Origin of the sequence: Bartonella sp. AP20NXHL (genome assembly GCF_042196165.1) — a bacterium.
Classification (GTDB): Bacteria; Pseudomonadota; Alphaproteobacteria; order Rhizobiales; family Rhizobiaceae; genus Bartonella.
The window spans coordinates 256,843-278,732 of record NZ_JBHIPV010000002.1; the positions used below are offsets into that span (position 1 = coordinate 256,843).

At 38.0% G+C, this 21,890-nt stretch carries 16 protein-coding genes, 3 tRNA genes and 1 pseudogene; 17 read left to right on the forward strand and 3 right to left on the reverse strand.

Going from position 1 to position 21,890, the window contains the following annotated elements; genetic code table 11:
* Positions 1-21: 21 nt before the first annotated feature.
* Positions 22-465: an iron-responsive transcriptional regulator RirA gene (gene rirA / locus ACFILL_RS02285; RefSeq protein WP_273791151.1), complete on the reverse strand. Its 444-nt coding sequence runs from the start codon at positions 463-465 to the stop codon at positions 22-24.
* Positions 466-638: 173 nt separating this feature from the next.
* On the opposite strand from rirA, the gene ACFILL_RS02290 reads away from it, so the two are divergent.
* The 8 genes from ACFILL_RS02290 to ACFILL_RS02325 all read left to right on the forward strand — a co-directional run bounded on the left by ACFILL_RS02290 (position 639) and on the right by ACFILL_RS02325 (position 11,821).
* Positions 639-2,906 (forward strand): PAS domain-containing sensor histidine kinase, encoded by a 2,268-nt coding sequence (locus ACFILL_RS02290; RefSeq protein WP_273791152.1) that lies wholly within the window; start codon positions 639-641, stop codon positions 2,904-2,906.
* Between the two features lies 1 nt (position 2,907).
* Positions 2,908-4,266, forward strand: coding sequence for a sigma-54 dependent transcriptional regulator (locus ACFILL_RS02295; protein ID WP_273791153.1), 1,359 nt, complete (start codon positions 2,908-2,910; stop codon positions 4,264-4,266).
* 3 nt (positions 4,267-4,269) lie between these two features.
* Positions 4,270-5,646: a Trk system potassium transporter TrkA gene (trkA, locus tag ACFILL_RS02300; RefSeq protein ID WP_273791154.1), complete on the forward strand. Its 1,377-nt coding sequence runs from the start codon at positions 4,270-4,272 to the stop codon at positions 5,644-5,646.
* 10 nt (positions 5,647-5,656) lie between these two features.
* Positions 5,657-6,466 carry a hypothetical protein gene (locus ACFILL_RS02305; protein WP_375643072.1) on the forward strand — a complete coding sequence of 270 codons (810 nt, stop codon included), beginning with the start codon at positions 5,657-5,659 and terminating at the stop codon, positions 6,464-6,466.
* A 146-nt stretch (positions 6,467-6,612) separates the two neighbouring features.
* Positions 6,613-7,245 carry an ATP-dependent Clp endopeptidase proteolytic subunit ClpP gene (gene clpP, locus ACFILL_RS02310; protein WP_273791156.1) on the forward strand — a complete coding sequence of 211 codons (633 nt, stop codon included), beginning with the start codon at positions 6,613-6,615 and terminating at the stop codon, positions 7,243-7,245.
* 183 nt (positions 7,246-7,428) lie between these two features.
* Positions 7,429-8,703: an ATP-dependent Clp protease ATP-binding subunit ClpX gene (gene clpX / locus ACFILL_RS02315; protein ID WP_273723371.1), complete on the forward strand. Its 1,275-nt coding sequence runs from the start codon at positions 7,429-7,431 to the stop codon at positions 8,701-8,703.
* Between the two features lie 183 nt (positions 8,704-8,886).
* Positions 8,887-11,313, forward strand: coding sequence for an endopeptidase La (gene lon / locus ACFILL_RS02320; RefSeq protein WP_375643071.1), 2,427 nt, complete (start codon positions 8,887-8,889; stop codon positions 11,311-11,313).
* Between the two features lie 229 nt (positions 11,314-11,542).
* Positions 11,543-11,821 carry an HU family DNA-binding protein gene (locus ACFILL_RS02325; protein WP_273791158.1) on the forward strand — a complete coding sequence of 93 codons (279 nt, stop codon included), beginning with the start codon at positions 11,543-11,545 and terminating at the stop codon, positions 11,819-11,821.
* A 1,052-nt stretch (positions 11,822-12,873) separates the two neighbouring features.
* Here ACFILL_RS02325 and trmFO read toward each other — a convergent pair.
* Positions 12,874-14,286 carry a methylenetetrahydrofolate--tRNA-(uracil(54)-C(5))-methyltransferase (FADH(2)-oxidizing) TrmFO gene (gene trmFO / locus ACFILL_RS02330; RefSeq protein WP_375643069.1) on the reverse strand — a complete coding sequence of 471 codons (1,413 nt, stop codon included), beginning with the start codon at positions 14,284-14,286 and terminating at the stop codon, positions 12,874-12,876.
* 134 nt (positions 14,287-14,420) lie between these two features.
* On the opposite strand from trmFO, the gene ACFILL_RS02335 reads away from it, so the two are divergent.
* The 6 genes from ACFILL_RS02335 to ACFILL_RS02360 all read left to right on the forward strand — a co-directional run bounded on the left by ACFILL_RS02335 (position 14,421) and on the right by ACFILL_RS02360 (position 20,412).
* Positions 14,421-14,503 (forward strand) — tRNA-Leu (locus ACFILL_RS02335).
* A 135-nt stretch (positions 14,504-14,638) separates the two neighbouring features.
* Positions 14,639-16,066 (forward strand): trigger factor, encoded by a 1,428-nt coding sequence (tig, locus tag ACFILL_RS02340; protein WP_375643068.1) that lies wholly within the window; start codon positions 14,639-14,641, stop codon positions 16,064-16,066.
* A 130-nt stretch (positions 16,067-16,196) separates the two neighbouring features.
* Positions 16,197-17,696: an Asp-tRNA(Asn)/Glu-tRNA(Gln) amidotransferase subunit GatB gene (gatB, locus tag ACFILL_RS02345; protein ID WP_273791161.1), complete on the forward strand. Its 1,500-nt coding sequence runs from the start codon at positions 16,197-16,199 to the stop codon at positions 17,694-17,696.
* A gap of 182 nt (positions 17,697-17,878) precedes the next feature.
* Entirely contained in the window at positions 17,879-18,277 is a 399-nt protein-coding gene (locus ACFILL_RS02350; protein WP_012755018.1) for an NADH:ubiquinone oxidoreductase subunit NDUFA12, read from the forward strand.
* 90 nt (positions 18,278-18,367) lie between these two features.
* A complete protein-coding gene (locus tag ACFILL_RS02355; RefSeq protein ID WP_375631374.1) occupies positions 18,368-18,793 on the forward strand; it encodes a DUF2155 domain-containing protein in 426 nt (141 codons plus the stop codon).
* An 887-nt stretch (positions 18,794-19,680) separates the two neighbouring features.
* Entirely contained in the window at positions 19,681-20,412 is a 732-nt protein-coding gene (locus ACFILL_RS02360; protein WP_375643067.1) for a rhomboid family intramembrane serine protease, read from the forward strand.
* Here the strand turns inward: ACFILL_RS02360 and ACFILL_RS02365 are convergent.
* Positions 20,409-21,239, reverse strand: a complete 831-nt coding sequence (locus ACFILL_RS02365; protein ID WP_273791163.1) for an RNA methyltransferase — start codon at positions 21,237-21,239, stop codon at positions 20,409-20,411. The two genes, ACFILL_RS02360 and ACFILL_RS02365, sit on opposite strands and share 4 nt — an antisense overlap.
* A gap of 206 nt (positions 21,240-21,445) precedes the next feature.
* Here ACFILL_RS02365 and ACFILL_RS02370 point away from each other — a divergent pair.
* The 3 genes and pseudogenes from ACFILL_RS02370 to ACFILL_RS02380 form a co-directional block, all read left to right on the forward strand.
* A tRNA-Tyr gene (locus ACFILL_RS02370) sits at positions 21,446-21,529 on the forward strand.
* A gap of 31 nt (positions 21,530-21,560) precedes the next feature.
* Positions 21,561-21,634 (forward strand) — tRNA-Gly (locus ACFILL_RS02375).
* A 180-nt stretch (positions 21,635-21,814) separates the two neighbouring features.
* A pseudogene (locus tag ACFILL_RS02380) lies at positions 21,815-21,890 on the forward strand (elongation factor Tu); the annotation flags it as partial.

Genomic DNA, 21,890 nt, shown 5'->3' on the forward strand with positions numbered 1-21,890 from the left:
TAATCTCCTTGTATTATAATCTTAGTTTTCTTTTTTGTCATTAATTTTAAAATGATTTTGAAAGGATGGTTGTTGTAGATCAGCAAGGGATATCATGGACAACACCTCAAAAAAAGCATTTAATGCTTTTTGAAGTGCGGTATTTAAACCACAAAAATCAAACAAGGGGCAAGTTGGTTCTGCAGTATCGAAACATTCTGCTAGGGAAAAGTTGTCTTCTGTTACTTTCACAACATCAGCGACTGAAATCTCTGCTGCGGGTTTAGCCAATCTAACTCCACCATTGCGTCCACGCACTGTTTGTATAAAACCTGCTTGAACAAGCAGCTGAAGGATTTTAAATAAAAAAAGTTCTGAAACGGCATATGCTTTAGCAATTTCTGGAACACGACTGAGAGTTCCCTGATTATCTGCACAATACATGAGCATTCGAAGAGCATAATTTGTTTGTTTTGTTAATCGCATCTCATTTCCTTCGTAAAGTATCGTCGAACACAGTCTATTTTAAAGATATTTTGCAAAATATAGAAGCTTTTCCTCATTGACTATATTTGCCCTATTTTAAATGTAGTATTAGTATTGTCAATTTTTGCTACAAAAGGTTATATGAGAATAATGGGATAAGGGTATGTAAGCTCATGACGAATATAACATCTGTGACGAATCTTCAAGACATAGATAAAAATACTTATAACGATGAGTTGTATCGTTTAAGTAAGGTATATATTTTTTTAGGGATTACAATTATTGTATTGGCTTTACTTACGGCCTCTGTTTCGTTTATTATTCTTATTGGATTAACTCCTGTTGTTCCCAGTAGAACAGTAACCCTTATTCTTATAGGGATTAATAGTTTTTGGGTTTTAGGGCTTATTGTCATCGTTTTTTATGAGATGATTCCGATCATTCGTGCTTGGCGTTCAAGGCGTGCAGGATCGCGTCTTCATGTGCGTCTTATTTCATTGTTTGCACTTGTTGCGACAATGCCAGCTGTTGCTGTAGCTCTTGTATCGGGTCCAGCACTAAATTTGGGACTTGATCGATGGTTTGATACAACAACGCGGCAAATTGTGGGCTCTTCTATTGATTTAGCAAATGCTTATGCAGATGAAATGCTTCAAAATTTAAAAAATTTATCCTACGCGATGGCATTTGCACTTGATAACAAAAAACTCTTAGAACGTAATCCAGCTGAATATAGGATGCAATTGACGCGTCATGCTATAGGACGCAATTTGCGTGGTGCATTTTTGTTAAGTTCTAGCGGAGCTATTTTTGTATCGAGTGCTCTTGGTGATGAAGATAAACTGCCAATTCCTCCTTCTCATCTTATTGAACGTGCAACCAGTGCGAGACCTTTTTCTTTTCAACCAGGCGTTCATGATTATTTTGGTATTATTTTAAAATTTACCAACATTCCAAACACATTTTTATATTTGGTGCGTGACGTTGATAAAGGTGTTTTATCTGCTTTGCGTTTGACAGAAGTTAATACAGATCGCTATCGTGATTTAAATGAAAATCGCCTGCTGACACAGATTGCATTTGGTATGCTTTATTTGTGTCTTTTTTTTAGTTTATTCTTATCAGCTATTTGGGCTGCTATTGCTGTTGCTGATCGTTTAGTGCGTCCTATTCGTCTTCTCATTAGTGCTGCCGATGATGTTGCTTCTGGAAATATGGAAATTTTCGTGCCAGTACGAGCAAAAGATGGAGATATTGGGCAATTATCCAAAACTTTTAATTACATGGTCAGTGAATTGAAAAGTCGGCGTAATGAGTTGATTGCAGTGCGTGATCAAATTGATGAAAGACGGCGTTTTTCTGAAGCTGTGTTATCGGGTGTAACAGCGGGAGTAGCAGGTATAGATGATAATGGTGATATCACCATTATCAATCGGTCTATTGAAGCGATGTTTGATATTCGCTCTGAGCACGTTGTTGGACAAAGTCTTTTATCTTTAAGCGCTGAAATTTGGCAGGTTTTTCAGTTTGTGCGTTCATTAGATCGTAAAAACCATCGTGAACAGGTCACTTTAAACGTTGCAGGAAAAGAGCGTGTCTGTAATGTTCAAGTTACGATGGAGGAGGATGATGGACAGGGGCAATCTTGGGTTCTAACAATTGATGATATTACTGACCTTGTTGCAGCGCAACGTACAGCGGCGTGGGCGGATATTGCGCGGCGTATTGCGCACGAAATTAAAAATCCTCTTACACCTATTCAGTTATCCGCTGAACGCATTCGTAAACGTTATAACAAAGCTATTACACAAGATAGAGAGGTTTTTGAGCGGTGTATTGACACGATTATTCGGCAGGTTGGAGATATTGGGCGTATGGTTGATGAGTTTTCCTCTTTTGCACGTATGCCCAAACCCAAAATGCATATTTTAGATATACGAGAATTGTTGCGCGAAGCATGTTTCTTGATAGAGGTGACGCGACATGATATTCATTTTGAGCAAGATTTAGGAACTCTACCACTTATGGGTGCATTTGATAACCGTCTCATTGTACAGGCTTTCTGCAATGTTATCAAAAACGCGAGCGAATCCATAGATTCAGTTATGCGAGAGGAAAATATTCACGGTCATATTCTTGTCCGTTCTTATCGACAGAAAGAATGGGTGGTTGTGGATGTTGTTGATAACGGGAAAGGACTTCCTAAAGAGCAAAGACAAAAGTTATTAGAACCCTATATAACAACGCGGGAAAAAGGAACAGGACTGGGGTTAGCCATTGTGCGCAAAGTTATTGAAGATCACGGTGGTTTCATGGAGCTTCATGATGCACCGGAGAGTTTTTATGAAGGTCGTGGTGCGATGATCCGTTTGATATTTCCTGCGGATGGGGGTAAGCAGGGTAATATTATACAAGCCATAAATCATAAGATAGGGGAATAGTATGGTATCAGATATCTTGATTGTTGATGATGAAGCAGATATTCGTGAGCTTGTTGCTGGTATTTTAGAGGATGAAGGTTATGAAACGCGCGTTGCTTGTAACTCTGATGAAGCATTGGCTCAAATTAGTGAGCGTATTCCAAAGCTCATTTTTTTGGATATTTGGCTACAGGGTAGTCGTCTCGATGGTTTAGCACTGCTTGATGAAATTAAAACACAATATCCGGCTCTTCCGGTCGTTATGATCTCTGGTCATGGTAATATTGAGACGGCTGTTTCCGCTATAAAGCGAGGGGCATATGATTTCATTGAAAAACCTTTTAAAGCTGATAGACTTGTATTGGTTGCAGAGAGAACACTTGAAAATTCAAATTTAAAACGTGAGCTTTTAGAATTACGAAAGCGTTCGAACGAGACATTAGAGTTGCTCGGAAAATCGACAGTTATAAAAAATTTGCGTCAAATCATAGAAAAAGTAGCACCAACCAATAGTCGCATCATGATAACAGGTCCTTCAGGGGCAGGAAAAGAGACTGTTGCACGAACTATTCATGCGCTCTCAACGCGTTCGAATGGGCCATTTGTTACAATAAATGCTGCAACGATTACTCCGGAAAGAATGGAAATAGAGCTGTTTGGCAGCGAAATGGAGGGAAGAGAGCGTAAAATCGGTGCCTTAGAGGAAGCTCATGGCGGTATATTATATCTTGATGAAATTGCTGACATGCCACGTGAGACTCAAGGGAAGATTCTTCGGGTTTTAACGGGGCAAACATTTGAGAGAATTGGCGGCACAAAACGTGTTAAGGTGGATGTCCGTATCATTTCTTCGACAGCGCAAAATCTTGAAAACCTCATTTCTGATGGGCGCTTTAGGGAGGATCTTTTTCACCGTCTTTCCGTTGTTCCTATTGTTGTTCCGCCCCTTTCAGCGCGTCGTGAAGATATTCCAGAACTTGTACATCATTTTGTAAAAACAATATCACAGCAGGTTGGGATTAAACCGCGTGCAATCAGTGATGATGTGATTGCTATTTTGCAAACGCACGCTTGGCCGGGTAATGTGCGGCAATTACGTAATAATATTGAGCGTCTTCTTATTCTTGTGCGGGATGGTGATGGTCCTATAACAGCGGACTTTCTTCCCAGTGAAGTAAGTGATTCTTTGCCACGCCTTCAAATGGATTCAGATGAAAGTATAATGGATTTGCCGTTACGTGAAGCTCGAGAATTGTTTGAAAAGAGATATTTAGTGGCGCAGATTGGGCGTTTGGGTGGAAATATATCACGTACTGCTGAATTTATAGGCATGGAGCGTTCAGCTTTGCACCGTAAACTTAAAGCGCTTGGAGTTTCTTAAGCGATGCGTGTTATTATTTGTGGAGCAGGACAGGTTGGTTATGGGATAGCAGAGCGTCTTGCTGCTGAAAATCATGATGTTACTGTTATTGATATCGAAACGAGATTAATTGAAAAGATTCGCGATACATTGGATGTGAGAGGTTTTGTTGGTCACGGTTCACGGCCTGAAGTTCTTTTGGCAGCGGATGCAGACAAAGCTGATATGTTGATTGCTGTTACTTTGTTTGATGAAGTCAATATGGTAGCTTGCCAAGTAGCACATTCATTATTTAATGTGCCCACAAAAATTGCTCGTATTCGCTCACAATCTTATTTAGAGCCACGTTATAAGACGCTTTTTTCCAGAGAGAATATTCCCATTGATGTGGTTATTTCGCCAGAAGTTGAAGTTGGGGAAATGGTTTTGCGCCGTATTGCTTTACCTGGTGCAATAGATGTTCTTTATTTTTGTAATGATGATATTGTTGCGCTAGCCTTGGAATGTATGGAAGATTGTCCAGTTATTAATACACCTTTGCGTCAATTAACAGAGCTTTTTCCAGATCTTCATACGACGGTTACCGCTATTAAACGTGGCGCGGAATTATTGGTTGCACATTCAGAAACGCAATTACGCGTTGGTGATATAACCTATCTTGTTGTTTCTCGTGAACAGATGCGTCGTGCTGTTGGGCTTTTTGGTCATAAAGAACAAGATGCACACCGCATGATTATTGCAGGGGGTGGTCACATTGGCCTTTATGTTGCACAGGCGATTGAAAAGCGTTTCCATAAATTAAAATTGAAGATTATAGAATCGCATAGAGAAAGAGCTCTTACAATTGCTGATCAGCTTGAAAAAACGACAGTCTTATACGGTAACGTGTTAGATCCAGTGATTCTTCAAGATGCGGGAATTGATCAGTCCGATTTAATGATTACATTGACCAATCAAGATCAGGTTAATCTCTTAAGCGCTATTATTGCTAAAAGATTGGGCTGCAAAGCCAATATGGTATTGATTAATAATGTTGCCTATCAAGAATTTAGTCGTGCTGTTGGTGTGGATGCATATCTTAATCCCCATAGCGTTACAATATCGAGAATTTTGCAACAAATGCGCCGTGGGCGTATTCGTTCTGTTCATTCAGTTTTTAATGGTCGAGCAGAAATTATTGAAGCTGAAGTGATGCAAACATCTTCATTAGTTGGTAAGTCATTATCAGAGCTCAATTTATCAGATGGTTTGAGAATTGGTGCAATTTATCGCAATAAGACAATAATACAGCTTTCGGCAGATACGCGTATTTTGTCTGGTGATAGAATAGTGATTTTTGCTCTTGCTGATAGAGTTCGTGATGTTGAACAACTCTTTCGCGTAAGTTTAGAATATTTTTGATGTATTATCTATGGATATTTGTACTTTTTGGTATAGTGGACAATTAAGATTGGTGGATAGGCTTTGTTTGTCTTCAATGGTTAAAACTGGACAGCGCGTTAAGCTTTTTAGTTATGATAAAAAAATAGATAATCTCCCTGCTGGTGTTGAGCTGCATGAAGCCGAATCAATTTTACCACGCTCAGCAATTTATCGCCTTGATCCCGATTTTTCTGATGATAAACTAGGGTGTACAATTGTTCAGTTCTCGGATTTTTTTCGTGTTATGCTGATGAAATATCAACAAGGTGTTTGGTTAGATACAGATGTTTACCTTGTTAAACAATTTCATCCAGATGCCGATAAGGTTTGGTTGGCAAGAGAAAATAATACAAGAGTAGGAGTTTCTGCACTTTATTTTCCGCCCAATAACCCTGTTATAAAAATATTTGAAGATTATTGGGCAGGCACAGAAATTATTCCTCATTGGCTTGGGTTTAAGCGTCGTGTTTGGAGACCGTTCTGGTTAAAGAGGAAAAAAATGCCGATTTTACCGGGAAATCTTGGCGTTACAATATTTGGCAATGATGGTATTTCACGATTAGCAAAACGATATGGTTTTTTTCATGAAGCAAGGGAAAAGGAAACTTTTTATTATTGGACTGGGCGAAAAACTGAACGTATTTTTGAACCAGCTTTTGGCGTAAAGCCGCTTACAGATTCACGCTTGATAGGCTTTCATATTCACAGAAAGACAAAGACCACGAAAAGACCTCAGGAAGGAAGTTTTTACCATTGGGCGGTATCTCGCATTCCTGATGTTCATCATTTGTTTAGGTAGAGTTATTATTGCTATTTTAACTATTGAGATTTTAATCTATCTTATACATCTCTTGATTGTAGCTTGCACAAGAGAGTAATGTTAGCATATGGATAAAAACATTGAATGTGTAAAGAGCGGTTGTTATATGAACGGAAAGTAAAAATATGAGTGATCCAATGAAAACAGCATTAAGCCTTGTTCCTATGGTTATTGAACAAACCAATCGTGGTGAGCGGGCCTATGATATTTTTTCCCGTCTTTTAAAGGAGCGGATTATTTTTATTAATGGTCCTGTTGAAGATGGTATGGCAATGCTTGTTTGTGCACAATTGCTTTTCTTAGAAGCGGAAAATCCTAAAAAAGAAATTAGTCTTTATATTAATTCTCCAGGTGGTGTCGTAACATCTGGTATGGCTATTTATGATACTATGCAGTTTATTCGCCCTCCTGTTTCTACGCTTTGCATGGGGCAAGCGGCATCTATGGGGTCTTTATTGTTAACAGCTGGAGCAAAAGGTCATCGTTTTACATTGCCAAACGCACGTATTATGGTGCATCAACCATCTGGAGGTTTTCAAGGTCAAGCTTCAGATATTGAGCGACATGCGCAAGATATTATAAAGATGAAACGGCGTTTAAATGAAATTTATGTCCAACATACGGGTCAAGATTATGAGGTTATAGAGAAAACTCTCGATCGCGATCATTTTATGACAGCAGAAGAAGCCAAAGCGTTTGGCTTAGTTGATGATGTTATACAATATCGTGCAGAAACTGAAAAAGAAGAAAAAGATTAAGAATTTTTATAGAAAAAACAGCTACTTTAAATCAAAGAGTTTTATAAAAAATATCGCAAAATAAGAGAAACACCTAAAAATATTGAGACATGCATGGTTTTCTATATGTCTTTTAGTTTTCATGATGAAAAGCTTCCTTTGAAAAGGCAAAGTATTCATATATCGTGGTGAAAGGAAAGAAAAATGAGCAAAATTAGCAATAGCGGGAACGAATCAAAAAATACTCTCTATTGCTCGTTCTGCGGCAAGAGTCAGCATGAGGTGCGTAAGCTCATTGCGGGGCCTACTGTATTTATCTGTGATGAATGTGTAGAGCTTTGCATGGATATTATTCGGGAAGAAAATAAGTCTTCTGGGGTTAAGGTGCGTGATGGTGTTCCCACGCCACAGGAAATTATAACAGTTCTTGATGATTATGTTATTGGTCAGCAGCATGCGAAGCGTGTTCTTTCTGTTGCTGTGCATAATCATTATAAACGGTTGGCGCATCAGTCTAAAAGCAATGATATTGAGTTGGCAAAATCAAATATTCTTCTTGTTGGTCCAACGGGCTGCGGTAAAACTTATCTCGCACAAACATTAGCACGTATTATTGATGTACCTTTTACGATGGCGGATGCGACCACTTTGACTGAAGCAGGTTATGTGGGGGAAGATGTTGAAAATATTATTCTTAAGCTCCTTCAAGCAGCAGATTATAATGTTGAACGTGCACAGCGTGGTATTGTTTATATCGATGAGGTTGATAAGATTTCTCGTAAAGCAGATAATCCTTCTATTACAAGAGATGTTTCGGGGGAAGGAGTTCAGCAAGCGTTATTAAAAATTATGGAAGGAACGATTGCTTCTGTTCCTCCTCAAGGTGGACGTAAGCATCCGCAACAAGAGTTTCTTCAGGTTGACACCACAAACATCTTATTCATTTGTGGGGGAGCTTTTGCAGGTTTAGAACGGATTATTTCAGGGCGTGGTGAAAAAACTTCTATTGGTTTTTCTGCGACCGTTAAGGCTCCTGATGAGCGTTGTGTCGGTGAAATTTTTCGTGATTTAGAGCCTGAAGATCTTATAAAATTTGGTTTAATACCAGAATTTATTGGACGCCTTCCTATAGTCGCTACCTTAGAGGATTTAGATGTTAACGCCCTCATGCAAATTTTATCACAACCTAAAAATGCATTAGTAAAGCAATATCAGCGTCTTTTTGAAATGGAGAATGTCGAGTTAGCATTTCATGAAGATGCTTTACGTGTTATTGCAAAGAAAGCAATTGAACGTAAAACTGGTGCTCGTGGTTTACGTTCAATTATGGAGAAGATCCTTCTTGAGACGATGTTTGAGCTACCGGCTCTTGAAGGCGTTCAAAAAGTGGTTATTTCGAGTGATGTCGTTGATGGGAAAGCGCGTCCTCTTTATATTTACTCAGAACGTGCAGAAGATAAAGAAAATGTATCAGCATGACATTGTGCGATGCACAATATAAAAGGTGGTAATGAATGGTATTTGATGGGTGTTTCTAATAATATCATTATAATGCTTGATTTATGTATGAGTAATTACCACTTCATGTACAGTGAAGAGCTGAGGTTTTCTAAAGGTGGGCTGGTTGTTGTAGATAGCTCATAGGCTCCAGAAAGGAGAGTTATGCAATATATTGATGAAAAGACAGATGAAGTAAGAGATGGGGTTTATGCTGTTTTACCTCTTCGTGATATTGTTGTCTTCCCCCATATGATTGTTCCACTTTTTGTGGGCCGCGAAAAATCAATTCGTGCTCTTGAAGAAACGATGGCGGTTGATAAGCAAATACTATTGGTGACACAAAAAAATGCTTCTGATGACGATCCAAAATCAGAGGATATTTATCATATTGGTACATTTGCTAATATTCTTCAACTTTTAAAGCTTCCTGATGGTACTGTAAAGGTTTTGGTTGAAGGAACTGCACGTGCAAAAATTAGTCAATTTGCTTTAAGTGAAGGTTATCATCAGGCTTTTGCAACTGTTACAGAAGAACCTAGAGAGAGTGATGTTGAGATTGAAGCTCTTTCAAGGTCAGTGATTGCTTATTTTGAAAACTATGTAAAGCTTAATAAAAAAATCTCTCCTGAAGTTGTGAATGCGATTGGCCAGCTTGATAATCCTTCTAAGCTTGCCGATACGATTGCTTCTCATTTGATGATTAAACTTGCAGAAAAGCAAGAAATATTAGAGCTCTTACCTGTGCGGGCCCGTCTTGAACGTGTTTTGTCCTTCATGGAAGGAGAAATTTCTGTTTTGCAGGTTGAAAAACGTATTCGTTCGCATGTTAAACGGCAAATGGAAAAAAACCAACGAGAATATTATCTCAATGAGCAGATGAAGGCTATTCAAAAAGAGTTAGGAGCAGGTGATGATAGCCGAGATGAACTCTCTGAATTAGAAGAACGTATCAAGAATACAAAACTATCCAAGGAAGCGCAGGAAAAAGCTGGAGCAGAATTGAGAAAATTACGGAATATGTCTCCTATGTCTGCAGAAGCGACAGTTGTACGTAACTATCTTGATTGGTTATTAGCAATGCCTTGGGGTAAAAAATCTAAGATTAAAAACAATTTAGATTTTGCTGAAAAGGTCATGAATAATGAACATTTTGGTCTTGAAAAAGTTAAGGAGCGAATTATTGAATATTTGGCCGTACAAAGTCGCGCGTCAAAGATAAAAGGCCCCATTATTTGTTTGTTAGGTCCTCCAGGTGTTGGGAAAACATCATTAGCGCGCTCTATTGCAAAGGCAACGGGGCGTGAGTATGTTCGTATCTCATTGGGAGGTGTCCGGGATGAAGCAGAAATTCGTGGACATCGCCGAACATATATTGGCTCGATGCCTGGAAAAATTATCCAGTCTATGAAAAAAGCAAAAAAATCTAATCCGCTTTTCTTGCTTGATGAAATTGATAAAATGGGACAAGATTTTCGTGGCGATCCTTCATCTGCTTTATTAGAAGTTCTTGATCCTGAACAAAATGGTACGTTCATTGATCACTATTTGGAAGTTGAATATGATCTTTCTGATGTCATGTTTATCACAACTGCCAATACGCTTAATATTCCAGGTCCGTTAATGGATCGTATGGAAATTATTCGTATTGCTGGTTATACTGAATGTGAGAAAATGGAAATTGTTAAACAGCATCTTTTTCCAAAGGCACTAAAAGATCACTGTTTGTCTAAAAAAGAACTCAGTATTTCTGATGGAGCACTAAGGTCAATTATTCAGTTTTACACACGTGAGGCAGGCGTTCGTAACCTTGAGCGTGAACTCATGAAAATTTCCCGCAAATCCGTTACAAAAATTCTCAAAACGCATCAAAAATCTGTAAAAGTTACAGAAAGTAATATTCATGATTTCTTGGGTGTTAAACGTTATCATTACAATCAGATTGAAGGCGAAAATCAAATTGGTGTTGTGACAGGCCTTGCGTGGACAGAAGTCGGCGGAGAGTTATTGACCATTGAAGGAGTTATGATGCCCGGCAAAGGTAAGATGACTGTAACTGGAAATTTACGTGATATTATGAAAGAGTCCATTTCAGCGGCCGCATCTTATGTGCGTTCTCGTGCTGTTGATTTTGGTATTGAGCCTCCACTTTTTGAAAAACGCGATATCCATGTTCATGTTCCAGAGGGGGCGACACCAAAAGATGGTCCCTCTGCTGGGATTGCAATGGTGACAGCAATTGTGTCGGTCCTTACAGGAGTAGCTGTGCATAAAGATATTGCAATGACTGGTGAAATTACTTTACGTGGACGCGTTTTACCCATTGGTGGATTAAAAGAAAAACTCTTAGCAGCTCTTCGAGGAGGGATAAAAAAAGTACTTATTCCTGAAGAAAATGCAAAAGATTTGGTTGATATTCCTGATGATGTCAAAAATAATATGGAAATTATTCCGGTAAATCATGTGAGTGAAGTTTTGAAACACGCTTTGGTTCGTTTTCCAGATACTATTGAATGGAAAGAACCCTCTACAGTGGCTGTCCCAATCCGGTCAGAGAGCAGTGATAGTGACGGAATACAGATTGCGCACTGATTCACTTATCTCATTTATAACGGCATTTTTTAGGTGGCAGAAGGCGTTGTTGAGGTTATTATTTTGTTTTTTGTTGGAAAAAGTGAAAAATTCCGTGAATAACTGTGATTATTGCTAAAAAAACAATGTTTTGGATAAAAATAAGACTTCTGTTTGCTGTACTTTTCAATAAACTGACCAATAACATGATTAAGTCATGTTCAGGTAATATAGGGAAAGGAAATATTTTATGAATAAAAGTGAATTGGTTAGCTCCGTTGCTGAAAAGGCAGGTGTTTCGAAAGCGCAAGCTGGTGCTGTTGTTGATGCTTTTATGGCTTCTGTAACAGAAGCTTTAGCTTCAGGGGGAGATGTTCGTCTTCCAGGTTTTGGCACTTTTGAAGTTTCTCATCGTGCTGCAACAAAGGGGCGTAATCCTTCAACTGGTGCTGAAATCGATATTCCAGCACGTTCTGTACCCAAATTTTCTGCAGGAAAAAGCCTTAAAGAAGCAGTTAATAAAAAATAATTTAGAGCTACATTAAAAAAACCCGATTTATTTATAAGCGGGTTTTTTTAACACATGTGTTATGCGCATTTTTCATATAAAACTTTGAGATCTTTGCGATACTTTTTATTTTCATGTATTGCTTAAAATATATTGTTTTTAGTATTTTCAAAAAATATTGCACCGTATTAATTGAGCACTGGTATGGCTTATAAAATGTAATATTAACTTTTATTACGCTGAAGTGTTACGGTATTTATTTCAAAACAAGATCCGTAAATAATATGAGGCGGAAAACTCTGTAAAGTCCATAAAAGTTATTATATATCACCATTTACGCTTAATAAAAGTGCATGTTGGTGCCACCGTGCTATCTATTTTCTCAGTTCCTATAATGTTGCGACTAGCCCCAGATATCTGAGACGAGTGCATAAGGGATAGTTTTATTCTTTTACTCTTATACGCCAACCTTGCTTGTGACACACCAAGAGGATAATTTTATTGATTTATTAGAGAGCCTGAAATGAAAGAATCTTTTGATATTCAGATTTGGTTTTCAATATTGTGATTTTTCTTGGCATTTGAGAGGGGAGAGATAGCTTCAGCTCTATCCTACAAATATTTTTTCCATATCTTTATTTCACTTGTGATATGCAAGCGAGTATTTTTCCTTCATCATACAAGAGTTAAAATGAGAGAACATCACAAATTTTGAGGGAGGAAGTTACAAAACAGAAAAATTACTCTTATAAAATAATATACATTACGTAATATAAAAACTATTAATAAAGATAGTACAGTATTACGTGTGTATTTTTCATCTATTTTTTTGATTATTCATAATATATTTATATGATTATTTTTTTAGTCATTAAATCATATTAAATTTTTGATAGCGGTAAAGGTTTTTTATAGCCAAAAGTTATTTCACAGCACCTACATAATTGAATAAATGATGAAATGTAGGTAGTATTTATTGATTGGAGGAGACAGTCTTTAAAAGGCTTTAGAATGATTTTTTCACGAGAGTCATAAAGATCTATTCAGTAGGTGAGAGGCGAATCGTATGTTTTTTATAAACAGGAGCTCTTTGATTCTTTATCTGCTAACCACTGAGTACAATCATTGAGAGCTCTCGCTGTTATGGCTTGTTTTTTTACTAATTTTTTTTCTTTACTTGGTAAGCGTTTCCCTGAATGTTTAATAGAAGCAATAGGGGGAAAAAGTCCGAAATTGATATTCATTGGCTGAAAAGACTGTGTTTCTGCTTTTTCATCTATGATGTGTCCCCCCGTAATATGATTCAAAAGGGCTCCGAATGCTGTAGTTTGTGGGGGGAGGCAAGGGGAAATATGATGATATTCGGCAGCAGCAAAACGTCCAGCAAGAAGCCCTATTGCCGCTGATTCTACATAACCTTCACATCCGGTAATTTGCCCTGCAAAGCGTAGTTGTCTTTTTTGTTTTAAACGAAGGGTTTGATCAAGAATAATTGGCGAGTTGAGGTAGGTATTGCGGTGAAGACCACCAAGACGCGCAAACTCTGCTTTTTCAAGACCGGGAATCATTCTAAAAATACGAATTTGTTCACCATATTTCAGTTTTGTTTGAAAGCCGACCATATTATAAAGCGTTCCAAGTTTATTATCTTGGCGTAATTGAACGACAGCATAGGGTTTAACTGTAGGGTTATGGGCATTAGTTAAGCCCATAGGTTTCATAGGACCATGTCTTAACGTTTCAAGTCCGCGCTCAGCCATAATTTCAATGGGGAGGCATCCATCAAAATAGGGCGTTTTTTCAAAGTCACGAAACTCTGTTTTTTCAGCATTTTTTAACGCTTCAACGAATGTTTCATATTGTTCTTTGTTGAGAGGACAATTAAGATAATCTTTTCCTGTTCCCTCAGGACCAATTTTATCATAGCGAGATTGATACCAACAAATGTTGATATCAATACTGTCGGTATGGATAATAGGTGCAATCGCATCAAAAAAAGAAAGAGCTTTTATACCGGTTATTGCTTGTAATTTTTGAGCAAGTGCAGGCGATGTAAGGGGGCCCGTTGCAATGACAACATGTTTCCAAGCTTTAGGAATTTCTTGAACTTCTTCACGTTTGATTGTTATAAGGGGGTGGTTTTCGAGTGCTGTCGTAATGGTTTTTGAAAATCCATCACGGTCAACAGCAAGAGCACTCCCTGCGGGAACTTTGTTGGCATCAGCAGCTTTCATAATTAACGATTTTGCTAATCGCATTTCAGCATGTAAAAGCCCTACGGCATTTGTTAATGAATCATCGCAACGAAACGAATTTGAACAAACCAGTTCTGCCAATTTATCGGTTTTATGGGCATCTGATTTTTTTTCGGGTCGCATTTCATGCAAAACAACAGGAATTCCTGATTGAGCGATTTGCCAGCTCGCTTCACACCCCGCAAGACCGCCACCGATGATATGAATTGGGATATCAAATGTCTTTAACATAATTGACTTTTAGCGTAAGCAGTTATGTATGAAAAGCATAGATTTTGTTTTTTTTAATATATTTGTTTGCTTTTTTTCTGTAATTAATGGTATAGAAACGCCGCTTGTATAAGGTTATTAGCTTGTAAGTTTGAGCGGATGTGGCGAAATTGGTAGACGCACCAGATTTAGGTTCTGGCGGGAGACCGTGGGGGTTCGAGTCCCTCCATCCGCACCAAAGCAATCCCTTAGGTGCTACGGATTTCTACGTGTCTGAAATTCCGCTTCATGGTAAATGTAACACTCGAAGTGTTAGAATGTAATGATTATTAGAGTGGGTTGATCCCTCTCCTTAGAAAAATGAAGGTGTTTAATGCAGGTTACCGAGACGCTTAATGAAGGACTGAAGCGCGAAATTAAGATCGTGGTTCCAGCGAAAGATTTAGAAGAAAAGTTGAATGAACGATTGGATGATACCAAGGGAAAAATCAAGCTTAATGGTTTTCGTCCCGGTAAAGTGCCTAGTGGGCATTTGCGAAAAATGTATGGTAAATCCTTTATGGCGGAGATTCTCAATGAGATACTCAGTGATGCACCCCGTTCTATTTTAGCAGACCGCAATGAACGTGCAGCGATGCAGCCAAAAATTGATATAGATGAAGATGAAAAAATTCTAGATGGCAAAGCTGATTTTACTTTTAGTTTAAAGTATGAAGTTTTACCAAAAATTGACATTAAAGATTTTGAACATATTAAGGTTATTCGTGAAATTGCAACTATTCCTGAACAGGATATTGATGATCAAGTCAATCGCGTCCTTTCTTCTACGCGTAATTATTCCCTAAAAGAGGGGAATTCTGAAGAAGGTGATCGCATTACCATAGATTATCAAGGTAAGCTTGAAGGCGTTCCATTTGAAGGTGGGACAGATAGTGATGCACAACTGATTCTTGGGTCAAAACAATTTATTCCTGGTTTTGAAGAGCAATTGGTTGGTGTGAAAGCTGGGGATGTAAAAACGATTTTTGTTAAATTTCCAGATAATTACAGTGCGGCACATTTGGCGGGACGGGAAGCAGAGTTTGACATTACTGTCAAAGCTGTCTTTAAACCAGATGAATTAAAAATTGATGATGAAGCAGCGCAAAAAGTTGGTTTAGAGTCTCTAGATCGCTTACGTGAGGTCGTTCGTGGGCAGATTGAAAGCCAATATGGTTCAGTGACACGTCAAAAAGTTAAGCGTCAAATTCTTGATGCTTTAGATGCTGATTATAATTTTGAGATTCCTGAAGAGCTTTTAGAGGTTGAGTTTAACAATATATGGGCTCAGGTTAATGATGATTTGAAAAAGGCTGGGCGCAGTTTTGAAGATGAAGGTATTACAGAAGAAAAGGCGCGGGAGGAATATCGTGTCCTTGCGCAGCGTCGTGTTCGTCTTGGTTTGGTGCTTTCTGAAATTGGAATGAAGGTTGGTGTTAAAGTTAGTGAGGATGAGCTAAAAGCAGCCGTTTTTGATCAGGTTCGCCAGTATCCTGGACAAGAGAAAGAGATTATGGATTTTTTCCGTAGGACTCCGGAAGCTGTTGAAAATCTACGTGCTCCGATTTTTGAAGAAAAGGTCATTGATCATTTATTAGCACAGATAAAAGTCACAGATAAAGAAGTGACGGTTGAAGAGTTGATGAAAGAATATGACGAATCAGATGTTCCTGAAGAAAAGCCGGCAAAGAAAAAGTCTGCAGTGAAAGAAACGTCTACAGAGAAAAAACCAGCTAAGAAAAAGGCTCCTAAAAAAGCTTAATATTTATGCAAACAGAACGAGCCCGATAGAAACGGGCTTGTGTTGTAAGATTTATATTCTGGGGTTACACTGAGAGAATGGTTTTAGATAAGCCATGAGTATATTTTAAAATATTGGTAGTGGATTGGCAATGAGCATCATTGATACGCGTACTCCTGATTCTAAGCGTTTTATTTCTGGAGTTACAGGTGATTGGGAAGTCATCATTGGCATGGAAGTTCATGCGCAAATCATATCAAATTCAAAACTTTTTTCAGGAGCATCAACAAAATTTGGTGCAGAGCCGAACAATCATGTATCACTTATTGATGCAGCCATGCCAGGTATGTTGCCTGTTCTTAATCAAGAATGTGTTCGTCAAGCGGTTCGAACGGGGTTAGGATTAAAGGCGCATATTAATTTAAAGTCTGTTTTTGATCGCAAAAATTATTTTTATCCAGATTTACCGCAGGGGTATCAGATTTCTCAATTTCGCTATCCCATTGTGGGAGAGGGAAAGATTATCATATCTGTTGGTCCAGATTCGAATGGCCAATTTGAGGATATTGAAGTGGGAATTGAGAGGTTGCATCTTGAACAGGATGCTGGAAAATCGATGCACGATCAACATCCAACGATGTCTTTTGTAGATCTTAATCGTTCTGGTGTTGCTCTTATGGAAATTGTTTCCAAACCTGATATGCGCTCATCAGATGAAGCTAAAGCCTATATGACAAAATTGCGTACGATTGTTCGTTATTTGGGCACTTGCGATGGCAATATGGATGAAGGTTCTATGCGTGCAGATGTCAATGTATCTGTTCGTCGTCCTGGTGAAGATTTTGGAACGCGCTGTGAAATTAAAAATGTTAATTCTATTCGCTTTATTGGTCAAGCAATTGAGTATGAAGCGCGTCGTCAGATCGCAATTTTAGAAGATGGAGGCGTCATAGATCAAGAGACTCGGCTTTTTGATGCCGCTAAAGGTGAAACGCGTTCTATGCGCTCAAAGGAAGAAGCGCATGACTATCGTTATTTTCCTGACCCTGATCTTTTACCATTAGAATTTGATCAAGCATTTGTGGATGCTTTGGCAGCAGACTTACCAGAATTGCCTGACGCTATAAAAGCACGTTTTATTAAGGAAATGGGATTGACAGTGTATGATGCTTCCATTCTTGTGACAGAAAAGGCTATTGCTGATTATTTTGAAGAAGTAGCGCGTGGGCGTGATGGAAAAATAGTTGCCAATTGGGTGATTAACGACCTTTTAGGGGCTTTAAATAAAGATAATCGTGAGATTGAAGAGTCTCCAGTATCGCCAAATCAATTGGGAAGTATTATTGATCTCATAAAAGAAGGAGTTATTTCTGGAAAAATTGCCAAAGATCTTTTTGAGATTATTTGGAATGAGGGGGGTGATGCACGCCAAATTGTAGAAGAGCGAAATATGAAGCAGGTAACGGATACAAAGGCTATTGAAAGAGCTGTTGATGAGATCGTTGCTAATAATTCTGATAAAGTTGCGCAAGCAAAGCACAAACCTGCTTTAGCTGGTTGGTTTGTTGGACAGGTAATGAAAGCAACAGGTGGTAAGGCAAATCCCCAAGCTGTTAATGAATTGGTTAAGATGAAACTTGGCATAGATTAAATTTTTATGGGGTGGAGAAGAAGCCATACATATGATATCTTCTTGAAATTAAAGGATAGCACGTTAACCTATCAATTGGAATTGTAGTTGAATTTACGAGTAACTTTTTCGATAATTTCAATCGTTAATAATTTTATTCCAACGATTAATTTCATGAGCGCACTAAATGAATGGAATAGCAGATGGCTCGTTTTTTTAAGCAAATCTTCACATGGTGGAATGGCAATACCATTGGTACGCGTTTTTTCACATGGCGCAAAGGTAAGCGGATAGGGGAAGATCAATTTGGAAATATATATTATGAAGGAGGACTTCATAAGGATGGTTATCCGCACCGTTGGGTTATCTATAAAGACTATTCTGAGGCCTCTACTATTCCACCAGGTTGGCACGGCTGGATTCATCATCGCTGTGAGTGTCCACCAACACAGGAGGATTATCATCCTTATGAATGGGAAAAGCCTCATGTTGCAAATATGACAGGAACAAGTGAGGACTATCGACCAAAGGGGGCTATCACCTCCAATGGAGAGCGTTCTTGTGTGCATGAAGATTATGATGCGTGGTCACCTAAAAAATAACATGTTTTAATGTGCGTGTGTATTTTTGTCTTATTTGACTCTATGTTATGAAAAGAATTATTTTTTTAAGGTGCGATTGATTTTGATATGATGAGATTTTTTTTATTGTTAGGGGTGAGGCATTTTTTATATATTTTTTTAATGGGAATTTTAGTGTTTTTATCCTTAAATAGTGGAGTGCGGGCTGAGCGTATTAGCAATGGAATTGCTGTTTTTGCGGGTCTTGACAAAATCACGGGTCGGACTACACGTTTTGAAGTTACTCTTGGTAAAATTTATCAGTACGGTGCATTACAGGTAACTCCACGTGCGTGTTATACGAGCTCTAAAGATGAACCCACGCGTACAACAGGTTTTGTTGAAGTCAATGAAGTGACATTAGATAAAAAAATACGGCGTATTTTTACAGGATGGATGTTTGCGGATAGTCCTGGTTTGAACGCTGTTGAGCATCCTATTTATGATGTATGGTTAAAGGATTGCAAGCAGAATTCTCAAGATCTTCCTCTTCAATGATTAGTGTATTATCTATTTATAATACATTGATTTATAATGGTTATTTATCATTTTACAACTTAATAGGAGGTTCAAATTCCTATGATTACCTCATTTAAAATTTTTTATATTGAATTGATCCAAACTATTCTCTTGCGCGTTAAAAGTGACGGATGTGTAAATAAGACTGTCTAAGAAAGGAATAAAAAACTCCGTCATGAACTGTTTAAATTCAAAGATGCATCATTAGAATAAACATATTTTTTCAGTGTTTCATAAGAGACAGTTCTTGAATTATATCTGTAAAAGGTTGAAATGAAAGGCTTGTTTATATTTGTTAAAGAGATGAACTGACGCTTTTGCATTTATGAGGGAAACAGACTATCAAGTAAGTAATTCATCATGAAACACCAATCAGTATATCTAGAAAACGCCTGTGTTGGTAGTTCTTTTCTCATAGAGATGTCGTTTTTTATTCAAAGAGTAGAAGCAATGCAATCTCTATTAATGGAAAAATTGAGATTTAAGATTATTTAAAGTTTATCAATCGAAGTATAGCTTGGTTAAAAAATGCAGTGATCAATATATTTCTAGTAAGAAAACAATGTTTATATATTTTTATTATATACCACACTCATAAGTGAGTTTGTCTATTCGTAAGTTCTTGTATATTGCATGATAACTTCACATTTAAGTAAGCAGGATACCATTAAGTTTGTAAATCATATTCTTGGTATCCATGCTTTTTAAAATCTTTTGTATAAAATACACGTGTTTTCATGTAGAGCTATTGAAAATTTTAAAAGGGGCCTCGAAGAGGCGTTAAAAAGATTTTGCATCACTGGGAGTGGTATATTTCTTTTGTATAAAGAATAACCCATTTTCTGAAAAATACGAGATTTTATACAATGAAAGTTTCTAGTCACCACCATAATGATGTTTCCCGATTGCCGAAACAACCTAAAGAACCCTTATTGAATGTTCCATTTATTATAGTTGTTTTGATAGCATTTTGTTTTTGTCTTTATTGCATTTCTCAGTATTTTTTTTCTCATCAGTTTTATGTTGAAAGCCTTGAGTTTTTTTCATTTATACCAGCATTGTTTAAGAGGGATCCTGTAGCATTTTGTTATACCATGGTGAGTTATTCATTTATGCATAGTAGTTTTAAACATGTTGCTCTTAATATGGTTTGGCTTTTGGTTTTTGGCTCTCCTTTAGCAAGGCATTTTGGTGTTTTACGTTTTTTAATTTTTTGGGTGTTAACGGCAGTTATTTCTGTTTTGACTTATTTTACATTTCATCAAGAAAGTACCATATCACTTATTGGGGCGTCAGGTGCCGTATCTGGAATGATGGGTGCTATTGCACGTTACGGTTTTCCTAGTGGGAATCTAGCTGTCAATGCGCAGAACGAAAAACTTTTGGGACCTTTATTGTCTGTCAAAAAAGCTCTGTGTTCTAAGGGGGTGCTTGTTTATATGAGTGTATGGCTAGCGACTGATTTTATCATAGGTATTTCTTCTATTTTGTTTGAAGAAAATGGCATCTCAATAGCATGGGAAGCTCATATTGGCGGTTTTTTTGCGGGTTTTTTGTTGGTTGGTTTTTTTGATGTTTCACAAAAAATTAAAAACTAGGATCTAAGATATTGATGTGCCACATAAAGTGCTATTGTTGCTGCATTTGAAACATTTAATGATTTAATATTTCCAGGCATATCAAGGCGTGTTAAAGCGCAAACGGTTTCGCGTGTTTTTTTACGTAAACCTTTACCTTCTGCTCCTAAAACAAGAGCAATTTTATTCCCTGTTAATGCTGTTTCTAGAGGTTGGTCACCTTCTGAATCGAGACCAAAGCTTGTAAAACCTGTTTGATGAAGTTCTTGAAGAGCTTCAGCGAGGTTTCGTACGGTAATATAATGAATCATTTCCAGAGCTCCAGATGCTGCTTTCGCAAGAACACCGCTTTCGTGGGGAGAGTGACGGCAAGTTGTAATAAGTGCTTTAGCTTTCAATGCAACTGCAGAGCGCATAATAGCGCCAACATTATGTGGATCGGTAATTTGATCCATGACAATGACCAGATCAGTATTGGTTAGTTCCGACAGTTTGCATGGTTTGAGGGGGAGAGTTTCCAGAACAATACCTTGATGAACAGCCTCACTTCCAACAAGCGAATCAAGATATTTGGGGGTGCATAATGTAACAGAGCAAGGATAATCTGATTCGGATATATTTAATCGTTTTAAGGCATTTTGTGTAACGTAAAGACATTTTAAAATTCTTTTTGGGTTTTCTAAAGCAGCCTGAACAGAATGAATACCATAAAGATAGATGATCCCTTGCTGTAAAGAAGCAGCTTTCTTCTTTGGGTGTGTAAAAGATCGAGAAGGAGAGCCTTTTGTATCGCGATATCGGCGACGCAAACGAGCATAATGAGAATTTTGTGATGTTTTTTCTTTCATAGCTTCTTTATAGCGTGTTAATAAGAAAAATAGAGAGAAAAAAATCTATGATTTAAAATTATGAGCAGGAAATTTGTACAGAATTGTATTTATTCTGTTGACAGATACAATAGTAATCGTCATAACCACATCGCAATCAGATTGAATTGAATGGGTATTCAAGATGGTTGTCGTGATGTCTCATTGCGTGACTTTATCGGTGTAATGGAGGGGTGCCCGAGTGGTTAAAGGGGGCGGACTGTAAATCCGTTGCGTATGCTACGTTGGTTCGAATCCAACCCCCTCCACCATTCATCGAAGGAGAGTTAGTACGTGGGTCATGCGGGTATAGCTCAATGGTAGAGCAGCAGCCTTCCAAGCTGAATATGCGGGTTCGATTCCCGCTACCCGCTCCAAATGGTTGTTGATGATTGGGCAAATAGGTATGATGGAGGATATTCCATTTATAGATGGGGTGGGGTTTTGCCTCTAAGAGTTGTGGTTATTGGGCTGTTTACAGTCTGGTCAGACTCATTTTTGCAGGACTGACCCTAGGTGCTAACAAAAATAGGGAATAAAACAAGAGATTAATAACAATGGCGAAGAGCAAGTTTGAACGAACAAAACCGCATGTTAATATTGGTACGATTGGTCACGTTGATCATGGGAAGA

Bases quoted from the DNA above. Each gene is read 5' to 3' on its own strand.
- ACFILL_RS02355 (WP_375631374.1), top strand. From the start codon at position 18,368: ATGAGATTTTTTTTATTGTTAGGGGTGAGGCATTTTTTATATATTTTT.
- ACFILL_RS02290 (WP_273791152.1), top strand. From the start codon at position 639: ATGACGAATATAACATCTGTGACGAATCTTCAAGACATAGATAAAAAT.
- lon (WP_375643071.1), top strand. From the start codon at position 8,887: ATGCAATATATTGATGAAAAGACAGATGAAGTAAGAGATGGGGTTTAT.
- ACFILL_RS02350 (WP_012755018.1), top strand. From the start codon at position 17,879: ATGGCTCGTTTTTTTAAGCAAATCTTCACATGGTGGAATGGCAATACC.
- clpP (WP_273791156.1), top strand. From the start codon at position 6,613: ATGAGTGATCCAATGAAAACAGCATTAAGCCTTGTTCCTATGGTTATT.
- ACFILL_RS02360 (WP_375643067.1), top strand. From the start codon at position 19,681: ATGAAAGTTTCTAGTCACCACCATAATGATGTTTCCCGATTGCCGAAA.
- tig (WP_375643068.1), top strand. From the start codon at position 14,639: ATGCAGGTTACCGAGACGCTTAATGAAGGACTGAAGCGCGAAATTAAG.
- ACFILL_RS02295 (WP_273791153.1), top strand. From the start codon at position 2,908: ATGGTATCAGATATCTTGATTGTTGATGATGAAGCAGATATTCGTGAG.
- trmFO (WP_375643069.1), bottom strand. From the start codon at position 14,286: ATGTTAAAGACATTTGATATCCCAATTCATATCATCGGTGGCGGTCTT.
- rirA (WP_273791151.1), bottom strand. From the start codon at position 465: ATGCGATTAACAAAACAAACAAATTATGCTCTTCGAATGCTCATGTAT.
- trkA (WP_273791154.1), top strand. From the start codon at position 4,270: ATGCGTGTTATTATTTGTGGAGCAGGACAGGTTGGTTATGGGATAGCA.
- ACFILL_RS02325 (WP_273791158.1), top strand. From the start codon at position 11,543: ATGAATAAAAGTGAATTGGTTAGCTCCGTTGCTGAAAAGGCAGGTGTT.
- gatB (WP_273791161.1), top strand. From the start codon at position 16,197: ATGAGCATCATTGATACGCGTACTCCTGATTCTAAGCGTTTTATTTCT.
- ACFILL_RS02305 (WP_375643072.1), top strand. From the start codon at position 5,657: ATGGATATTTGTACTTTTTGGTATAGTGGACAATTAAGATTGGTGGAT.
- ACFILL_RS02365 (WP_273791163.1), bottom strand. From the start codon at position 21,239: ATGAAAGAAAAAACATCACAAAATTCTCATTATGCTCGTTTGCGTCGC.
- clpX (WP_273723371.1), top strand. From the start codon at position 7,429: ATGAGCAAAATTAGCAATAGCGGGAACGAATCAAAAAATACTCTCTAT.